Here is a 14,879-nt window from a genome sequence, read left to right as displayed (position 1 = left end):
GAATCTTGATGATCTGCGCCTCGCTGAAATTGCTCTTTTTCATTGTCCCTAAAATTATAAAACTACATTAATAATCGTAGCTGTTTTTAGGGAAGATTACATGATTTCCTGAACGCTTTTACCAGCCTCGAATTCCTTAAGGATCTTACTGATCTGCTCCGGTTTGAATCGTTTCCCTTTCATAATACACTGTTAAAGTTATCAATCATTTTCTATTCTCTAACAGTCTTTTTTTCGGGGAAGCTTACACTGGCAAAACTCGTAGCTATAGCATCAAATCCAAGCGCATTTTTTCCATTTCGTTTAACTCGTATATATCACTTGTTTTGTAGCGACTTGTAGTCTCTCCGATATGGACTTGATACGACAGAGTACGTTATCAACGTAGTGTTGCTGTGCCTCCAAATTATATTTTTCATTGAGGCGTGTGGTTAAATCACCTACCATAAGTTCCAGTAGAATCCCCCCTTGTTCTCTTTCACACTAAAAATATAATCTATATCATGTTCTATATCCCAATGCACGATCGTCTTCATTGCATTAGATACATGAAGTTCCTTAAAAGAATCGAATCCTTTTTCCCACTCTTCAATGTATTTGTACTCCACCAATACGTCTTGAATTATAATCAAATCTGCGTCGATTGAAATCGAGCCCCTAACGAAATTTGTCATTAATATTATCTTTTGTTTTTTGATGACTTGCAAGTTCAGCCAAGCCAAGTCAATTTAAATTTTAACAGCAAAACTAAAGGCATAAGATTTGTAAAACGCTCTTCGTTATAAAGTTGAACCAAATCAAAAACCGAAATAAAAACCTATTAACCAGTAACTTATGGGTATACGTTTGTAAAGTCGCACAAATAGTTATCGTTCCATTTAGACGGCTACCCGAATTGTAATCAATGTTTTCATGTGGCGACTGATTCTACATTGTTAATCAACACACTTAAATGCGGGGTAAACAATGAGGTACAGCGCACCTATATATGTAGAATAATTAAGACTAAACACTGCTTTTTCTATACTCTGTTGGTGTATAGTTTGTCATTTTTTTGAAAGTGTTATTAAAGGAGGTTTTCGAATTAAATCCAGATTCATAAGCTATAACGAGGACATTTAAATGGTCATAATCTGAATTTTTTAATAGTTCCTTGGCTTTGCGAACCCGATATCGATTAATAAAATTGAAGAAATTCTCTCCCATTGCGTTGTTTATTAAATAAGATAATTGGTGGGTAGTTAAATTCATTTGTTCAGCGAGCTTAACAAGATTGAGCTCACTATTGAGATAAGGCTTTTCGAGTTCCATAAGTCGGAGCAATTTTTCCTTTAGTTGATGCAAGTCAGCATCCTCTATGACCTTGACCTTAGGAACGTCTGTTTGTTGCTCAATTAGCGTATTATTGCTGACGATGTCGGAGAGCTCTATTCCCTGAGGGTAGATCTCCTTTTGTCGAAGCGAATAAAATGCAACTAGATAAACTACCGCAACGAAGAATAGATTGATGTAGATACTGAGCGACTCTGCTTTCGTCAAAAAATTGTACGCCGTGACGATAGTTGCTGATCCGATAAAGCTATAAGTAATATATTTAATCCAACGCAGGTCTATTTTTTCGGTATAGGAATGAAAGGACTTAATTGCACGCTGGTGTTTTAAAATTTTCGCATGTGCCCATATTATGTAAAATACGGAGTGCCCTAGGAAAAATACGATAGAGCCAACTTCAAATAACTCGTTTTTAACGCTTGGCCTAAATAATAGATATAATAAAAATACCGCGGGCGCAATGGCTATCCCTCCATGCTTCCAAGTTAACCTTGTGTCTGGTTCGGTATAAAATTTGACACTTAAAAAGAAGGTTATTGGTACTAAAAATTGAAACGTCCTTAATATGATAAATACGGCACTTGTTGTATTGAGGTGTTCAGAAAATAAAAGCTCATCAAGCCAGAAAGTCGACCATTGAAATGTAAAAATGCCAAATAATAGATTGGCTCTCCGATTAACGGACGTCACGTTACTGAGATGTAGAAACGATAACAATAGCAATCCTCCTGCTATCAACATAGTGGCAATAAGATCTAGATTCATATGTCTAAAATTACGCTTAAAATATAAATAAGGAAAATCACTAAACAACATCTTCCCACTCGTTCGGTTTTATACTCTTGTATGTTGACATAAAAACTAGCTGTACCAAGATTATCCCCGCAATACATACAAATAGGACAGGATATCCGAAATTTTGAGCAATATATCCCGACACGAATATTATCGGATTATAGAATAAGCTGGACAGAAAGTTTTGCAGTGAGTAATCTGTTGCCTCCACGCCACTTCGAACATGTCGCATAGCCACATCGTTTAATATCATGCCGGTTAAACCGAGCATACTACCCATAGCCAAGCATAGAAATATAATTATAGTTGTTTGTGAAGATGAAACATAGCTTAATAGAAATGCTGAGGCAATGGCTATGATATTGGCCACAATAGCAATTATCAACTTCGTCCGTATTTCTGCTCGCTTAAAAACAAGGCCAGCGACAAGCCCAGAAGCCACCGCAGCGCCCATGCCCCATATACCGAAAATATATCCGACTTCGGCGAGACCGAGACCTTTGTCTATCAACTGAGGATTAGAAAAATAAAAAGCGACATTGGCAGGGATTTTCAATAAAAGCAAAAGAGGTATCCATTTTTTAAATTTAGCATCTTTAAAATATTCAAGCATTTGTCGTATCGAAACGTCCGATCTTGTGTCCGGTTTCTTACTGTATTTATTATAACGGATTGTAGCTATCACCGGAATAAGTGTTACAACAGTCAGCAATGTAATAGTTGCATCCCACCCCAATCGGTCATAGACAAGTAGTACTCCGCCACCGCCAATTAATAATCCAAAATACCCGCCACCTGCTTGTAACCCGTTCCCGATACTCTTTTCCTTATCCGTTAATGATGTAATTGCGAACGCATCCATGGCGATATCCTGTACACTCATACAAAAGATCGCAAGGGTAAACAATATAAGCAACCCGTATAAGTTATCGACGTATAGAAAGCTCGCCGGAAAAAGAAATAATGCATACAATATACTCGCAGTGGATACCCATTTGAAGTAACTGCTACCAAATCGATCTACGAGTGGCGCCCATAAGAAACTTAGGGCATAGGGAATCATAACAAGCGATAAATAGCCAATTTTATCCAATCCAATGCCTTCCGAACGCATGATGGTTAGCAACGCCGTTCCCATAAATGCTATGGGGATGGATTGTGTGAAATATAATAAGCCAATAATAGCGTATTTAGCATTCGTCTTCATCGATTCTGAAATCTAAGAGACAGAGTTAAGCCGTAATTTCCGGGGGCTCCGAGAACAACGAAAGGTGAACCCGAAGCATAAATACTTGAAATATATCGGTGGTTGAAAATATTTTTCATCCAGAAAGCGATTCCTATCTGTTGATAGTTTGCTTGAAGCCTCACGTTGAATAGCGGGTAAGATCGCTGGCTAATAGAGTTTGCGATGTCAAAAGATTGAAATCCGATATGATTCCATTCCAGCCGGGCGGTACCAATGATTTTCGGAGCTATTGGATAACTGTACTGTGCGACCAACATAGACGTGAAATCAGGCTGGGAAATGAGTCGATTGCCTGACAAATCTATTTCATCGCCTTTGGTGGGATCCGGGGTAGCCATTTTTTTATATCGTCCAGTAGTAAAGCCAAATGCGTAATCCAATTCAAGATCCTTTGCCAATAATGCCGAAACTTCTAATTCTAAACCGGAACTTACCGCCCTCCCAGCATTTTGCAGGGCTACATCAAATGTAGATCCAGGCAAAAACATCGCGACTTGCATATCTCGCCAGTCGATATGGAATGCGGCGAAGCTAGCTGAAAACTTATTGGCTAAACCGTTAAGTTTGAGTCCCAGCTCCCAATTCGTTGAAAATTCTGGATCATAGGTCAGAAATGCCGGTATACTTGTTCGATTATTTAAACCACCCGCACGGAACCCTGTGGAATAAGTGCCATAAAACATAATCGCGTCCATAGGTTTAAAACTCAAATTCACCTTATGTGTGAACGCGGTATATTTTCCCGGTATCCGCATACGTTGCTGGATTTCGGTATCAGGCGTTCCTTCCTTAATCATATCGGTTTGGGTATACATTAATTTGTTTTCCCAATCGTATCTTAACCCTGCTGTAATTTCCAGTTTTGGTAAGATCGTATAGGACATCTGGCCGAAAACTGCGATTCCCGCATTATAAAATTGTGAGGGTGTCCGTAGTTGATATGGCGCATAGCTATCTCCATCGAACACGGCGTCTTCGCCAACATGTATCACGCCTATTTCCTTACGCTGATGATAGTGGAGAAAACTTCCCACAGTCCAATATAAGTTAGGCATGCCGAGATTGTTGTTATCAAAACGTAATTCCTGTGTCAGCGTTCCCGATGCATTATCGTTGGGCGAATCCACATACACCGAACTGTTGATGTCTCGCGGAGTCCAATCAAAATCCCATCGACCATCTTTTATAAAGCGGTTACTGTATTGGTAAGCTGTGATGCTATGTATGTTAAACCACCTGTTGTGGTTTTTCATACTTAGGGACACATTCCAAAGATCCCGAACTTCATTTCCGGAGGTATCCTGATTGGTTACATGTCGATAAATTGTTTTTTGGGGGTCGTATAGGATAAATGGAAAAGTGCCATGATTTTCCGAGTGTTGTATTTTAAAATTAATGTTCATGTCCCAAGCACTGGATGGCATGTACCTTATTGTAGCGCTACCTCCAACATGATGGTTTTTATCAAATCGATTTCCATCATAGACATTTGTATAATAGCCGTCTGACTTATTAACAAAACCTGCTATATTAGCCGATAAATCTTTATACAGCGGAATACTTGTTCCTACAACATAACGCTGAGCACCAAAATCTCCAATACTTGCTTCTGCGAAACCCAATGAACCCTGAGCGAGGTTTGGCTTTTTTGTAATGATATTGATCACCCCCGCCATCGCATTTCTACCATACAGAGTTCCTTGAGGTCCCCTTAACACTTCGATGCGTTCGATATTATATAGAAGCGCCATAGTATTGGCGATATCGTACTGTAATATACCATCTAAATAAACCGCAACTGGTTGATCAAACGACGCACCCCCCGGAGGTACAATACCTCTGATAGAGAAAGAATGCATATCGCTGCCGGTCATTTGAATGTGCACATTGGGCGCCACTGATCCCAAGTCAGCCAGATTCCATAGCCGAAATTTTTCCACATCTTCCGATTGGATTACGGAAACGGCGGAGGGGGTATTTTGTAATAACCGCTCTCGTTTATCGGCTGTGATAGTTACCTGTTGCAATGCTATTTCGTTTTTCTTACAAACAAAGGTGATATTGCTTTCGACCACATTTCGCTTATGAACAGTCTGTGTTTCGTGTTGGTAACCTAATGCTGACACCTTGACAATTATAGAATCTAGGACGATATCGGATATATTAAAAAAACCCATCTCGTCCGTCGATGTCCCAAGATGGACGTTACTCACTGTTACTGATGCGTTCTCAATAGGGTTGCCATCGATGTCGTAGACATATCCGCTAACGTTCCATAGCTTTTGTTGAGCAGTGGTACTTCCAATATTTACTATAATTGCAAAAATCACCGCAGCAACTCTTGAGAAATCCAAATCCACATTATTTAGAATCATTATTAATAAATTAAATTTGATGCGAATTTGGGATAAAAATGATTCGAAATAACCACGCGAGAAGAACAAAAATCAACTCAAGAAGAACTTTTCGTGGAGTCCAACCCGTTTACCGACAGGTAAAACTCTATTGATTGTGACAACCGATGATGCTATTGGCGTCAATAATACAAATTGATTGATGTATAGTCAGTCAAGGACTGATAGAGAATTTTGTAATGCTCCGCGGAAAGAACTAATGCTTCCTCGGTTTTGTCGTGTTCCAAAGGAAAATCAACCAAACACCAAAAGCAACAACAAATCCAATCCATGGGGTTTTCATGGACAGTGCGGCAAAGAAACCTATTGTTGCGATAATACAAGTGATAAAAAACCAAAACACAGTTTTCATGATAATCAGAATTTACATTTTAAAAAATGATCCCATCGAATTGCACGGGCATTAGATTCCTCATACAATTCGACGATGATAGTTATTACATATTAGGCGGCCACGCTCTTTATTCAGTTTTTTGCCTGTATTTTCTTCATCACCTTGATTTCAACTTTTTTAAGCTGTGCAATGACTTTCCGCTGAACGTCATCCACAATTTTCCAATCTTTGGCAATGTAAATATCTGTTGTGCGATTACCCTCGTCAACGTGATTGAGCGCAAGAGCCACATCGTCTTTGCTCATACGACAATCATTCCTCGCCGTGTTTGCAAATGTGTGTCTCGCCCAATACAAAGTTATTTCGGGTATGCTTGTCAATTTGCGTAATTGCTCCATGCCTTTACATAATGCCCAATTAAGGGCATCGGCACTTGAATAGCGTTCACGTAATTTGCCTAAATATTTTTCCAATAAAGGCTTGGCTTCATCGACAATGCTAATACTGATAAAGGCATGGTCCTTGCGCTTGCCTTGTGTCTTGGATCGGTTATAGTCTAAACGTCCATTTCTAACGTCCCGTTCTGTTATTTGATACAAGTCTACCGCATTTATGCCACAGAGGTAGAACGAAAGCATATAAAGCTCCTTTGCCAATTCCGCACGGCTTCCGGGGACGGTTACACAATCTCTTATGGTCAGCACTTGTTCAAGTGTATTGTTCCTTTTCTTGGTGAGGGGTGGGGAACCAACTTTGTATTTCTTGAATGGATAATGCTTGATGCGGTAGATGCCGAGGTCTTCGTTATTATACACTTCTCTTGCGGCATTAAATAATGTTCGCAAATCTCTCATGTGATTGTGCAATCCACTATCAGACAATCCCTTTTCAGTCTTAACAACAGGTTTTCTATCTTGATTGTAGCGTGTCATTTTCCGCTCGGATCTTAGATAACGCTCATACGCCATTAGCATGTTAGAATTGATTTCCTTAATGGAAACGGATGGACGTTTGAAATAATCGACAAGGCTATTACGGATTACTGCTTGATTTTTGGCCGAACCACTGCGTCCCTCTTTTTTTAGACGTTCAATATGTTGAGTACAAAAATTGATAAAGTCGACGTCCTCATCTTTATCACGCAAGTAATCTCGTAAGGATTCGGCGGTGAAGTAATCCAATCGATCGTCGAGGTCGCTAATCATCTTTCGATAATCCCTTAGCTGTTGTTCGACCTTGTCCGCAATAAAAGGATCTTTGATTTTTAAATCTTTGGTGAGTTGCTTCTTGACAACAAAGTGATTGGTGTCAATAAACTTTCTTTCACTTTTGTGATGGACGCAGATCTTTACATTGTACGTTCCATCGGCTTTCTTGTGGTGCTCATAAACCTTTGCGCTTACGGTGGCCATAATCTTTTAAATTGCCACGCAAAAATTTCCGTTACCTATTTGTTACGGTTTTGCGTGAAGTTCAACAAAAAACTTTGTAAAACACACCGTTTCGGGGTATCCGATACAGCGTAGGGCGCGTGCTCCTAAAGCGCCCTAATAAACGAAAAAAAGCCATTTTTCGTAAAGAAAAACGGCTTTTTTTGAAAGTGCGCCCACCTGGGCTCGAACCAGGGACCAAGAGATTATGAGTCTCCTACTCTAACCAACTGAGCTATAGGCGCAGCAATACTTATGGTTTTGAGGCTGCAAATTTAGATATTTGCGACAACATTTGGAAAGAAATATTTATGAAAAATATCAAGAACATCATTCTGGACTACGGCAACGTATTATTTGACATTGATTTCAACCGACTTAGACAGTCATTCATCGGATTGGGCATCAAAGAGGTGGACGCTTTTTATGGGCACCGGGCACAACATGCCTTGTTCGACGCTTTTGACAAAGGCTTGATTGCTGCGCAGGAGTTTCGGAATGAAATCCGGAAAGCGGCAGAGAACGACGAATTGAGCGATGCAGCCATTGATACGGCATGGAACAGCCTGCTTATCGGTGTACGGCCGGGCCACCACGACCTGCTTCTGGAACTAAAGGACCGCTACCGGACGTTCCTGCTCAGCAACAATAACGAAATCCACTATACTTGGATTATGAACCATCTGCGCGAACAATTCGGTCTCGAAGGTAATTCTACCTTTTTTGAGAAGGATTATTATTCCCATTTGATGGGCATGCGTAAGCCAGACAAAGAGATTTTTGAGCATGTATTGAATACTCATGGACTGGAACCTGCACAGACCCTTTTTGTGGACGATAGCCCGCAACATATTGAGACTGCCCGTGCCCTGGGTCTGCAAGCTCATTTGCTGGGACCAGGGGATACGTTAGCGGCGTTATTGGCAAGATTGGCTTGATCAAACCAGGACATCGACGATACCTGCCCGGATTTCTACAGTAACCGGACGGCCTTTCGGGGAGGTGAATAACTCATCATCGACGTGGATCAGCCGGCTTTGGCTACGGACGATGACTTGTTCGGCCTCAATCAACTGCCATGGAAGGTCCGCCGGATGCGCTTCTCCCCTGCCTGCGGCTCTCCCGTAGCGTTGAACATAGTCGATAAACGCCTCCCGTTGCCCAGCTTCCAGCAACGCTACGCTGAATTTACCATCGGAAGGGTTGGCATGGGGCGCCAAACGGAGATTCGGCCCTACGGAACTGGTGTTCAGCACTTCGACGAAGAGGTAATCGCCCTCGTACAACTTGCCGTCTATAATCACCGTGCCTGACTTCGGCTTGAAACGCCCTGCTATCTCAATAAGTTTAGCCAGCGCCATCTCTAATTCCTGCTGCGCTGTTGCCAACGAAGTGGATGCCGTCGCCTCCATCGCTTTCATTAGTTTTGGCAACATCCCCCAGCCGATGCTTTCAAGAAAAAACGAGGCATCAGGCAGGTTGCCCACAGCGCCGATGTCTACGGGCCGGGGAGTCCACCCCTTGATAGCGCTGCCTAAGGCGGCAACTCCGCTTCCAATATCCAACGCTTTTGCAAAGTTATTGGCTGTACCTATCGGCAGCAGTGCAATGGCCAATCTCCTGTCCAACATCGTCCGTGCAAGCATTTTTTTCATTACTTGCCTTACCGTACCGTCTCCCCCGGCCACCACCACAAGGGTTGTGTGCGGATCCAATCTATCCCAATGTTCCGCCTTGATTGACGCATAGGTACAGGTAAACCCGCAGCCTGTAACCGTTTTGACTATTTCCGATTTAGTGCATTCCCTGTCCCCTGCTTTAGGATTATGGATCAAATGCGCGTGTTTTTTTGATTGTGCTTGCATATTGGCCGTGTAACGCTTATCAAACAAACAAAAAACCGGGATGCCTTGTTTTAATCCTAACAACATCGTCAGTTAACGTTTTTTCATGCATCTAAAACTTGTTACTTATGCGAATCCTGGTTACCAATGACGACGGCATATATAGCCCTGGCATCAGCGCCTTGGCAGAAATCGCTTCGAAGTTCGGCGAGGTGTTGGTTGTAGCGCCGGATGTCGAACAATCGTCCATGGGCCATGCTGTTACCCATTCCCGGCCGCTCTCGTACAAAAAGTCGCCCATCGAATTTCCAGGCATTGAGGCTTATCGCGTGAATGGCACGCCGGCAGACTGCGTAGCGCTGGGAACCCACCTGCGCAACAACATCGAGGTGGTGCTGTCTGGTATTAATCTTGGGCCTAACCTCGGAAACGCCATGTGGCACTCCGGAACCTTGGCGGCAGCGAAGCAGGCGGTATTGCTGGGGAAAAAAGGTGTTGCTTTAAGTACGCCTGCCGACCAAGCGGAGCCGGATTTCGGCACGCTCGCACCCTACGTAGAGAAAACGCTGGCCTTCCTGCTCCGAAAGCCGGAAGAAGTCGCATTATATAACGTGAACTTTCCGCCACAGCCGAAAGGTATTTGCTGGACAAGACAATCCGTGCGGTTTTATGACGGCAAGATTGAGCCCGGCAAGGACCCGATGGGGCGAAAACATTATTGGTTTACCGTATTCCCGTTGGAACCGGCTGAAACGAACACCGACCGCTGGGCGGTGGAGAACGGGCTCGTTTCCGTAACCCCGCTCAGACTGGATCTGACTGATGAAAACCAGTTGCGGCAATTTACCGCCGACGGCACCTGGCATTGGCCCGCGTAGCGTATAAACTGTGTCGGAATTTCGTTATATTTACCGATGCGATAAATGAAATGACCATGTTCAACAAAAATGTACCCCAAGTAGCAAGCTTGTTGATATCGGAACCATTTATGCTGGATCCGAACTTTCAACGGGCAGTTATCCTTGTGTGCGAGCACAACGCCGAGGACGGGACCGTAGGCTATGTACTGAATCAGCCGGCCACCTTACAGCTGAGGGACGTGATGGACGATTTTCCGGAAGCCGATTTCCCCTTGTTCTTCGGTGGCCCAGTGGCACAGGAGAGTATCCATTTCATCCATAAATGCTACGACAAGCTGCTTAGCGGTATCGGGCTGGGCAATGGCATCTATTGGGGCGGCAACTTCGAAAGTCTGCAGATTCTGATACGGAACGGCGAAATCGCTGCCGATGAAGTTAAATTTTTCATTGGCTACTCCGGATGGAGCCCCGGACAGCTGGATCGGGAACTCGAAGAAAATGCGTGGGTGGTGAGCAACCATTACAACCCTGACATCACGTTCGGGAACGACGGCGAAAACCTGTGGAAGGAAGCTATTGTTTCCTTGGGCCCCAAATATGCACATGTCGCCAATTTTCCGCAAAATCCGATGTGGAACTAATATAAGCGGTCCATACCTGCCACAAGGTATGGCACAATAACGGATTATATTGTATCTTCGGACCGTGGATATCCAGAAGATACTCGCTAAGTTCAACCTTACATCCGAGCGTGAGGATTACCATACCATACACGACACGGTAGAGAAAGGTATTTATTTCAAAGGCACCAACCTTTGGATTCTGATTTTTGCCATTCTGATTGCCTGCGTGGGCCTGAACGTAAACTCTACAGCTGTTGTTATCGGGGCCATGCTGATATCGCCTCTAATGGGACCGATACTGGGCTTGGGATACAGCCTGGCTATCTATGATTTTAACTTACTTAGACGGTCGCTCGTCAATTACGGTTTTACCGTGGCCTCAGGCCTCTTTGCATCGACGCTGTATTTTCTGGCTACGCCCCTGAGCGAAGCGCATTCCGAACTGCTGGCACGCACACAACCCAATATCTACGATGTTATTGTGGCCCTTGCTGGCGGTCTGGCGGGGATTGTAGCCCTTTCAAGTAAGCAGAAGGGTAACGTTATTCCCGGCGCGGCAATAGCCACGGCACTCATGCCGCCGCTCTGTACCGCAGGCTACGGTCTGGCTACAGCAAACTGGAACTACTTTTTCGGTGCTTTTTACCTTTTTACCATCAATACGGTATTTATAGCTGTTGCCACGCTGATAACGGTACGCTTTCTCAACTATCCGATTTGGCAGGTTACCGACCAAAGCATAAAAAAAACGGCGAACCGCTGGGTGAGCGCAATCGTGATTGTTACCGTATTGCCCAGTGTTTACTTCGGTTATCTGCTGGTGCAGCAGGAACGGTTTACACGCAATGCCAATGCCTATATCCGTAATGAGAGCCACATCGAGGGCGATTACTTGTTAAAATCAGAAATCGACCCGGGCAAACGGACGATTCGCCTTATATATGGCGGCCGGCTCATTCCGGAGGAAGTGAAGGAAGAAGTTGCATCAAAGACGCGCTTCTATGATCTGGAAGGTGCCGCGGTAACCATCCAACAGGGATTTTCGCTTGACGATGAAAATAACGAACGCCTGCTGGCCAATAATGCCCAGCAGGCGGAAATCAACCGCCTCCGGTCGGATTTGGCCGTGGCACTCCATGCCCAGGACAGCATCAACCGCTCAAGGCAACTGGGCCGGCAGCTGTTGCAGGAGCTGAAGCCGCTTTTCCCTGAAATCACCTCCTGCGGCATGGCCGATCAAGTGGTTTATGATGATTCCTTGCGCCGCCATAATTACCTTTCACTGTTTATCGGCACAACCGACCGCCGGAAAACCGAAGGAAACCGCCCCCAGCTGGAAGCGTGGCTGAAATCACGATTGAATACCGATTCCGTGAAAGTCTACGTGGAATAGTTGCGTTTCTCAAAAAAAATCGCTATATTCGCATCGTCTTGAGGCATTCTCTGGCCTCGTATTGATCTATAAAATCCCTTTTATCAGGATGAAATGTGCCGAAATAAAGGGGCAGGTATTGGGTCACCTGTAAAAATATCAATTTCCCGTTTTCTAAGTTAATTGCAAAAGGATAGTTGCCAACGGTTGGGCGGCTTTCCGGTTGCTTAAAAAATATTCAAATATATGATGCTATTAGCTACAGACCTTGATGGAACCTTTCTTGGCGGCACAGCCGAAAAGAAACAGCAACTTTATCAGTTGATCCGCAACCATCCGGATGTACAGCTCGTTTTCGTGACGGGCAGGGGCATTGAAAGTGTGTTGCCATTGCTGCATGATCCGTTGGTACCCGATCCGGACTATATAATTGCCGACGTGGGCGCCACGGTGGTGGATGGAAAAAAATTGAATCCCGTGGTTCCGATCCAATCGGGCATTGAACAACAATGGCCCGGAAACTTCGTCATTAAGAGGAAACTGGCGTCAATACCCGGCCTGAACCCCCAGGAAGTGCCACAGCAACGGCGCTGCTCGTTCTACTATGACGAAACCACTGATATCGATGCGGTGCGGCAGATTGCTTCCGAGCTGCAATGCGATGTATTAACATCCGCGGACAGGTACTTGGATATCCTGCCCCAAGGGGTTAATAAAGGCAGCACGTTGACCAAGCTGCTGCGCCATATCGGATTTCCCGAAGATCAGGTATTGGTGGCCGGCGACACATACAATGATTTTGCGCTTTTCGAAAGCGGGTACAAAGGTGTGGCGGTAGGAGAATCCGAGCCGCGGTTAATTGATGCCGTAAAGTCTTTCCCAAACGTATATATGGCCGCGCTTCCCGGCGCGGGTGGTATAATGGAAGCAATGGCGCACTTCCAGCCCTTCCGCCCCTATCATCGCATGGTGGAGGTGCCGGCACCGGATACCGAAACCGACAGCAAGCAACTGCTCATGGTTTACCATCGCCTGCCTTTTGACACCGATGTACAAGACGGGTTGCCCAAACGTATCCCTCCCCGCAGCCCCAACGGCATTATCCCTTCGTTGCTCGGCTTTTTTACCAGCGGACGCCCGGGTATCTGGATCGGTGAAGAGGAAGCAGGACTGTTGGGCGATAACCCCGACTTAACGCCGCACATCGACAGGGAGAAATATCCTAACCTGAGGGCATCGATCATCCCGTTACCGAAAAAAGACATCGATTTGTTTTACCGTGTCTTTTCAAAAGAAGCCTTCTGGCCCACCATTTTTTCGTTCATCAGCAAAGCCAAATTCAACCACGATCACTGGCAGCACTACCTGCGCATCAACGAACTGTTTGCCAACCGTGTAGCCGAGGAGGCTGAACCCAACGCGTTGGTGTGGATACACGAATACAATTTATGGATGGTTCCGGCGTTCCTCCGACGGCAGCGGCCTGACCTGAAAATTGGCTTTTTCCACCATACAGCCTTCCCGCCTGCCGATATCTTCAATATTATTCCATGGCGCCGTGAAATCGTCGGCAGCCTGCTGCAATGTGATTTCATCAGCTTCCATATCCCCCGGTATGTGGAAAACTTCGTAGATGTGGTGAAGAGCCATGCGCCCGTGAAGGTATTGAGCCGCATCAATGCTGCTAAACAGTTCCTCACCTACAGCTGCGCATTGGGCATCGACAAGATGACCAAATTGATTGCCGTGGGAGACCGCACGATTCGGCTTGGTGCGCAGCCCGTGGGGGTAAACCGGGAAAACATCCAGCGCATCTATGACGACCCGGCCACCAAAACCCGCATCGAAACTATGCGGAACCGTACACGCGGCAAGCGAATCGTCCTGTCCGTTGAACGACTGGATTACGTGAAAGGGCCGCTGGAAAAAATTGAGGCCTTCGGCGAATTCCTCGAAGAACATCCGGAATATCATGGAAAACTGGAGCTCATCAACATTTGCACACCGCCATCCCAAGGGATGAAAGTGTATGACAGGATACAGCACGAAATCGAGCAGGCCGTTGGCCGGATAAACGGGAAATATTCAAGTTTGGAATGGACCCCCATACGCTTCTTTTTCCGCTCCGTGCCCTTTGAAGAGGTAGTCTCCTATTATGCGGTTTCAGACGTGGCTTGGATTACGCCCCTGCGTGACGGGCTCAACCTCGTGGCCAAGGAATACGTTGCTGTACAGGGATTGCTGGAAGAACCTTTGGGAGCATTGGTGATTTCGGAGTTTGCAGGGGCTTCCGTAGAGCTGCCCGATGCGATACGCACAAACCCTTATGACATCCGGGACCTGAAAGACAGTCTGCTGACCGCGCTAACCATGGGTGAAACGGAAAAATCACTCCGGATGAAGCGTTTGGCCGAAATAGTGAAGCACTATGATGTGCAGCGCTGGGGGCAGGACTTCTTAGAGGGATTGCAAAATTCTGTGCGTGACCATTCAGAAGCTCAAGAGACGGCATAAAAAAAGCTGCCTAAAAGGGCAGCTTTCCTAATTTTCGGGTGGATAATCGGGCTCGAACCGACGACCCCCAGAACCACAATCTGGTGCTCTAACCAACTGAGCTATACCCACC

General features: G+C 45.1%; 10 protein-coding genes and 2 tRNA genes. 5 read left to right on the top strand and 7 right to left on the bottom strand.

All coding sequences use genetic code 11. From position 1 onward, the window contains the following. Positions 1–1,005 precede the first annotated feature (1,005 nt). The 5 genes from BM030_RS13340 to BM030_RS13315 all read right to left on the bottom strand — a co-directional run bounded on the left by BM030_RS13340 (position 1,006) and on the right by BM030_RS13315 (position 7,799). Complete coding sequence (locus BM030_RS13340; RefSeq protein WP_090974089.1) at positions 1,006–2,097, bottom strand: helix-turn-helix domain-containing protein; 1,092 nt, start codon at positions 2,095–2,097, stop codon at positions 1,006–1,008. Positions 2,098–2,137: 40 nt separating this feature from the next. Continuing rightward, positions 2,138–3,334, bottom strand: a complete 1,197-nt coding sequence (locus BM030_RS13335; protein ID WP_090974088.1) for an MFS transporter — start codon at positions 3,332–3,334, stop codon at positions 2,138–2,140. Further along, complete coding sequence (locus BM030_RS13330; protein ID WP_090974087.1) at positions 3,331–5,751, bottom strand: TonB-dependent receptor; 2,421 nt, start codon at positions 5,749–5,751, stop codon at positions 3,331–3,333. The genes BM030_RS13335 and BM030_RS13330 overlap by 4 nt, the downstream gene beginning before the upstream one ends. A gap of 504 nt (positions 5,752–6,255) precedes the next feature. Continuing rightward, on the bottom strand, positions 6,256–7,536 hold the full coding sequence (locus BM030_RS13320; protein ID WP_090974085.1) for a site-specific integrase: 1,281 nt from the start codon (positions 7,534–7,536) through the stop codon (positions 6,256–6,258). A 189-nt stretch (positions 7,537–7,725) separates the two neighbouring features. Next, a tRNA-Ile gene (locus BM030_RS13315) sits at positions 7,726–7,799 on the bottom strand. A gap of 66 nt (positions 7,800–7,865) precedes the next feature. Here BM030_RS13315 and BM030_RS13310 point away from each other — a divergent pair. After that, positions 7,866–8,492 carry an HAD family hydrolase gene (locus BM030_RS13310; RefSeq protein WP_090974084.1) on the top strand — a complete coding sequence of 209 codons (627 nt, stop codon included), beginning with the start codon at positions 7,866–7,868 and terminating at the stop codon, positions 8,490–8,492. On the opposite strand, the gene BM030_RS13305 is transcribed toward BM030_RS13310, so the two are convergent. Continuing rightward, positions 8,493–9,419, bottom strand: coding sequence for a diacylglycerol/lipid kinase family protein (locus BM030_RS13305; RefSeq protein ID WP_170845731.1), 927 nt, complete (start codon positions 9,417–9,419; stop codon positions 8,493–8,495). A 107-nt stretch (positions 9,420–9,526) separates the two neighbouring features. Between BM030_RS13305 and surE the strand changes: the two genes are divergently transcribed. From surE to ggpS, 4 genes are all read left to right on the top strand, one after another. Next, positions 9,527–10,276: a 5'/3'-nucleotidase SurE gene (gene surE, locus BM030_RS13300; RefSeq protein WP_090974082.1), complete on the top strand. Its 750-nt coding sequence runs from the start codon at positions 9,527–9,529 to the stop codon at positions 10,274–10,276. A 56-nt stretch (positions 10,277–10,332) separates the two neighbouring features. Beyond that, positions 10,333–10,899: a YqgE/AlgH family protein gene (locus BM030_RS13295; protein ID WP_090974107.1), complete on the top strand. Its 567-nt coding sequence runs from the start codon at positions 10,333–10,335 to the stop codon at positions 10,897–10,899. 49 nt (positions 10,900–10,948) lie between these two features. Beyond that, positions 10,949–12,274 (top strand): DUF389 domain-containing protein, encoded by a 1,326-nt coding sequence (locus tag BM030_RS13290; protein WP_244518933.1) that lies wholly within the window; start codon positions 10,949–10,951, stop codon positions 12,272–12,274. 225 nt (positions 12,275–12,499) lie between these two features. Further along, on the top strand, positions 12,500–14,767 hold the full coding sequence (gene ggpS / locus BM030_RS13285; RefSeq protein WP_244518931.1) for a glucosylglycerol-phosphate synthase: 2,268 nt from the start codon (positions 12,500–12,502) through the stop codon (positions 14,765–14,767). A 37-nt stretch (positions 14,768–14,804) separates the two neighbouring features. On the opposite strand, the gene BM030_RS13280 is transcribed toward ggpS, so the two are convergent. Further along, a tRNA-His gene (locus BM030_RS13280) sits at positions 14,805–14,878 on the bottom strand. Position 14,879: the final 1 nt, after the last annotated feature.

The organism is Parapedobacter composti, assembly GCF_900112315.1.
Taxonomy (GTDB): Bacteria; Bacteroidota; Bacteroidia; order Sphingobacteriales; family Sphingobacteriaceae; genus Parapedobacter; species Parapedobacter composti.
This window is presented reverse-complemented; position numbering and strand designations above follow the sequence as displayed.

Coding starts and splice junctions, on each gene's coding strand:
- BM030_RS13340 (WP_090974089.1), bottom strand. CDS start 2,097: ATGAATCTAGATCTTATTGCCACTATGTTGATAGCAGGAGGATTGCTA.
- BM030_RS13320 (WP_090974085.1), bottom strand. CDS start 7,536: ATGGCCACCGTAAGCGCAAAGGTTTATGAGCACCACAAGAAAGCCGAT.
- BM030_RS13310 (WP_090974084.1), top strand. CDS start 7,866: ATGAAAAATATCAAGAACATCATTCTGGACTACGGCAACGTATTATTT.
- BM030_RS13295 (WP_090974107.1), top strand. CDS start 10,333: ATGTTCAACAAAAATGTACCCCAAGTAGCAAGCTTGTTGATATCGGAA.
- BM030_RS13335 (WP_090974088.1), bottom strand. CDS start 3,334: ATGAAGACGAATGCTAAATACGCTATTATTGGCTTATTATATTTCACA.
- BM030_RS13305 (WP_170845731.1), bottom strand. CDS start 9,419: ATGCAAGCACAATCAAAAAAACACGCGCATTTGATCCATAATCCTAAA.
- BM030_RS13330 (WP_090974087.1), bottom strand. CDS start 5,751: ATGATTCTAAATAATGTGGATTTGGATTTCTCAAGAGTTGCTGCGGTG.
- ggpS (WP_244518931.1), top strand. CDS start 12,500: ATGATGCTATTAGCTACAGACCTTGATGGAACCTTTCTTGGCGGCACA.
- surE (WP_090974082.1), top strand. CDS start 9,527: ATGCGAATCCTGGTTACCAATGACGACGGCATATATAGCCCTGGCATC.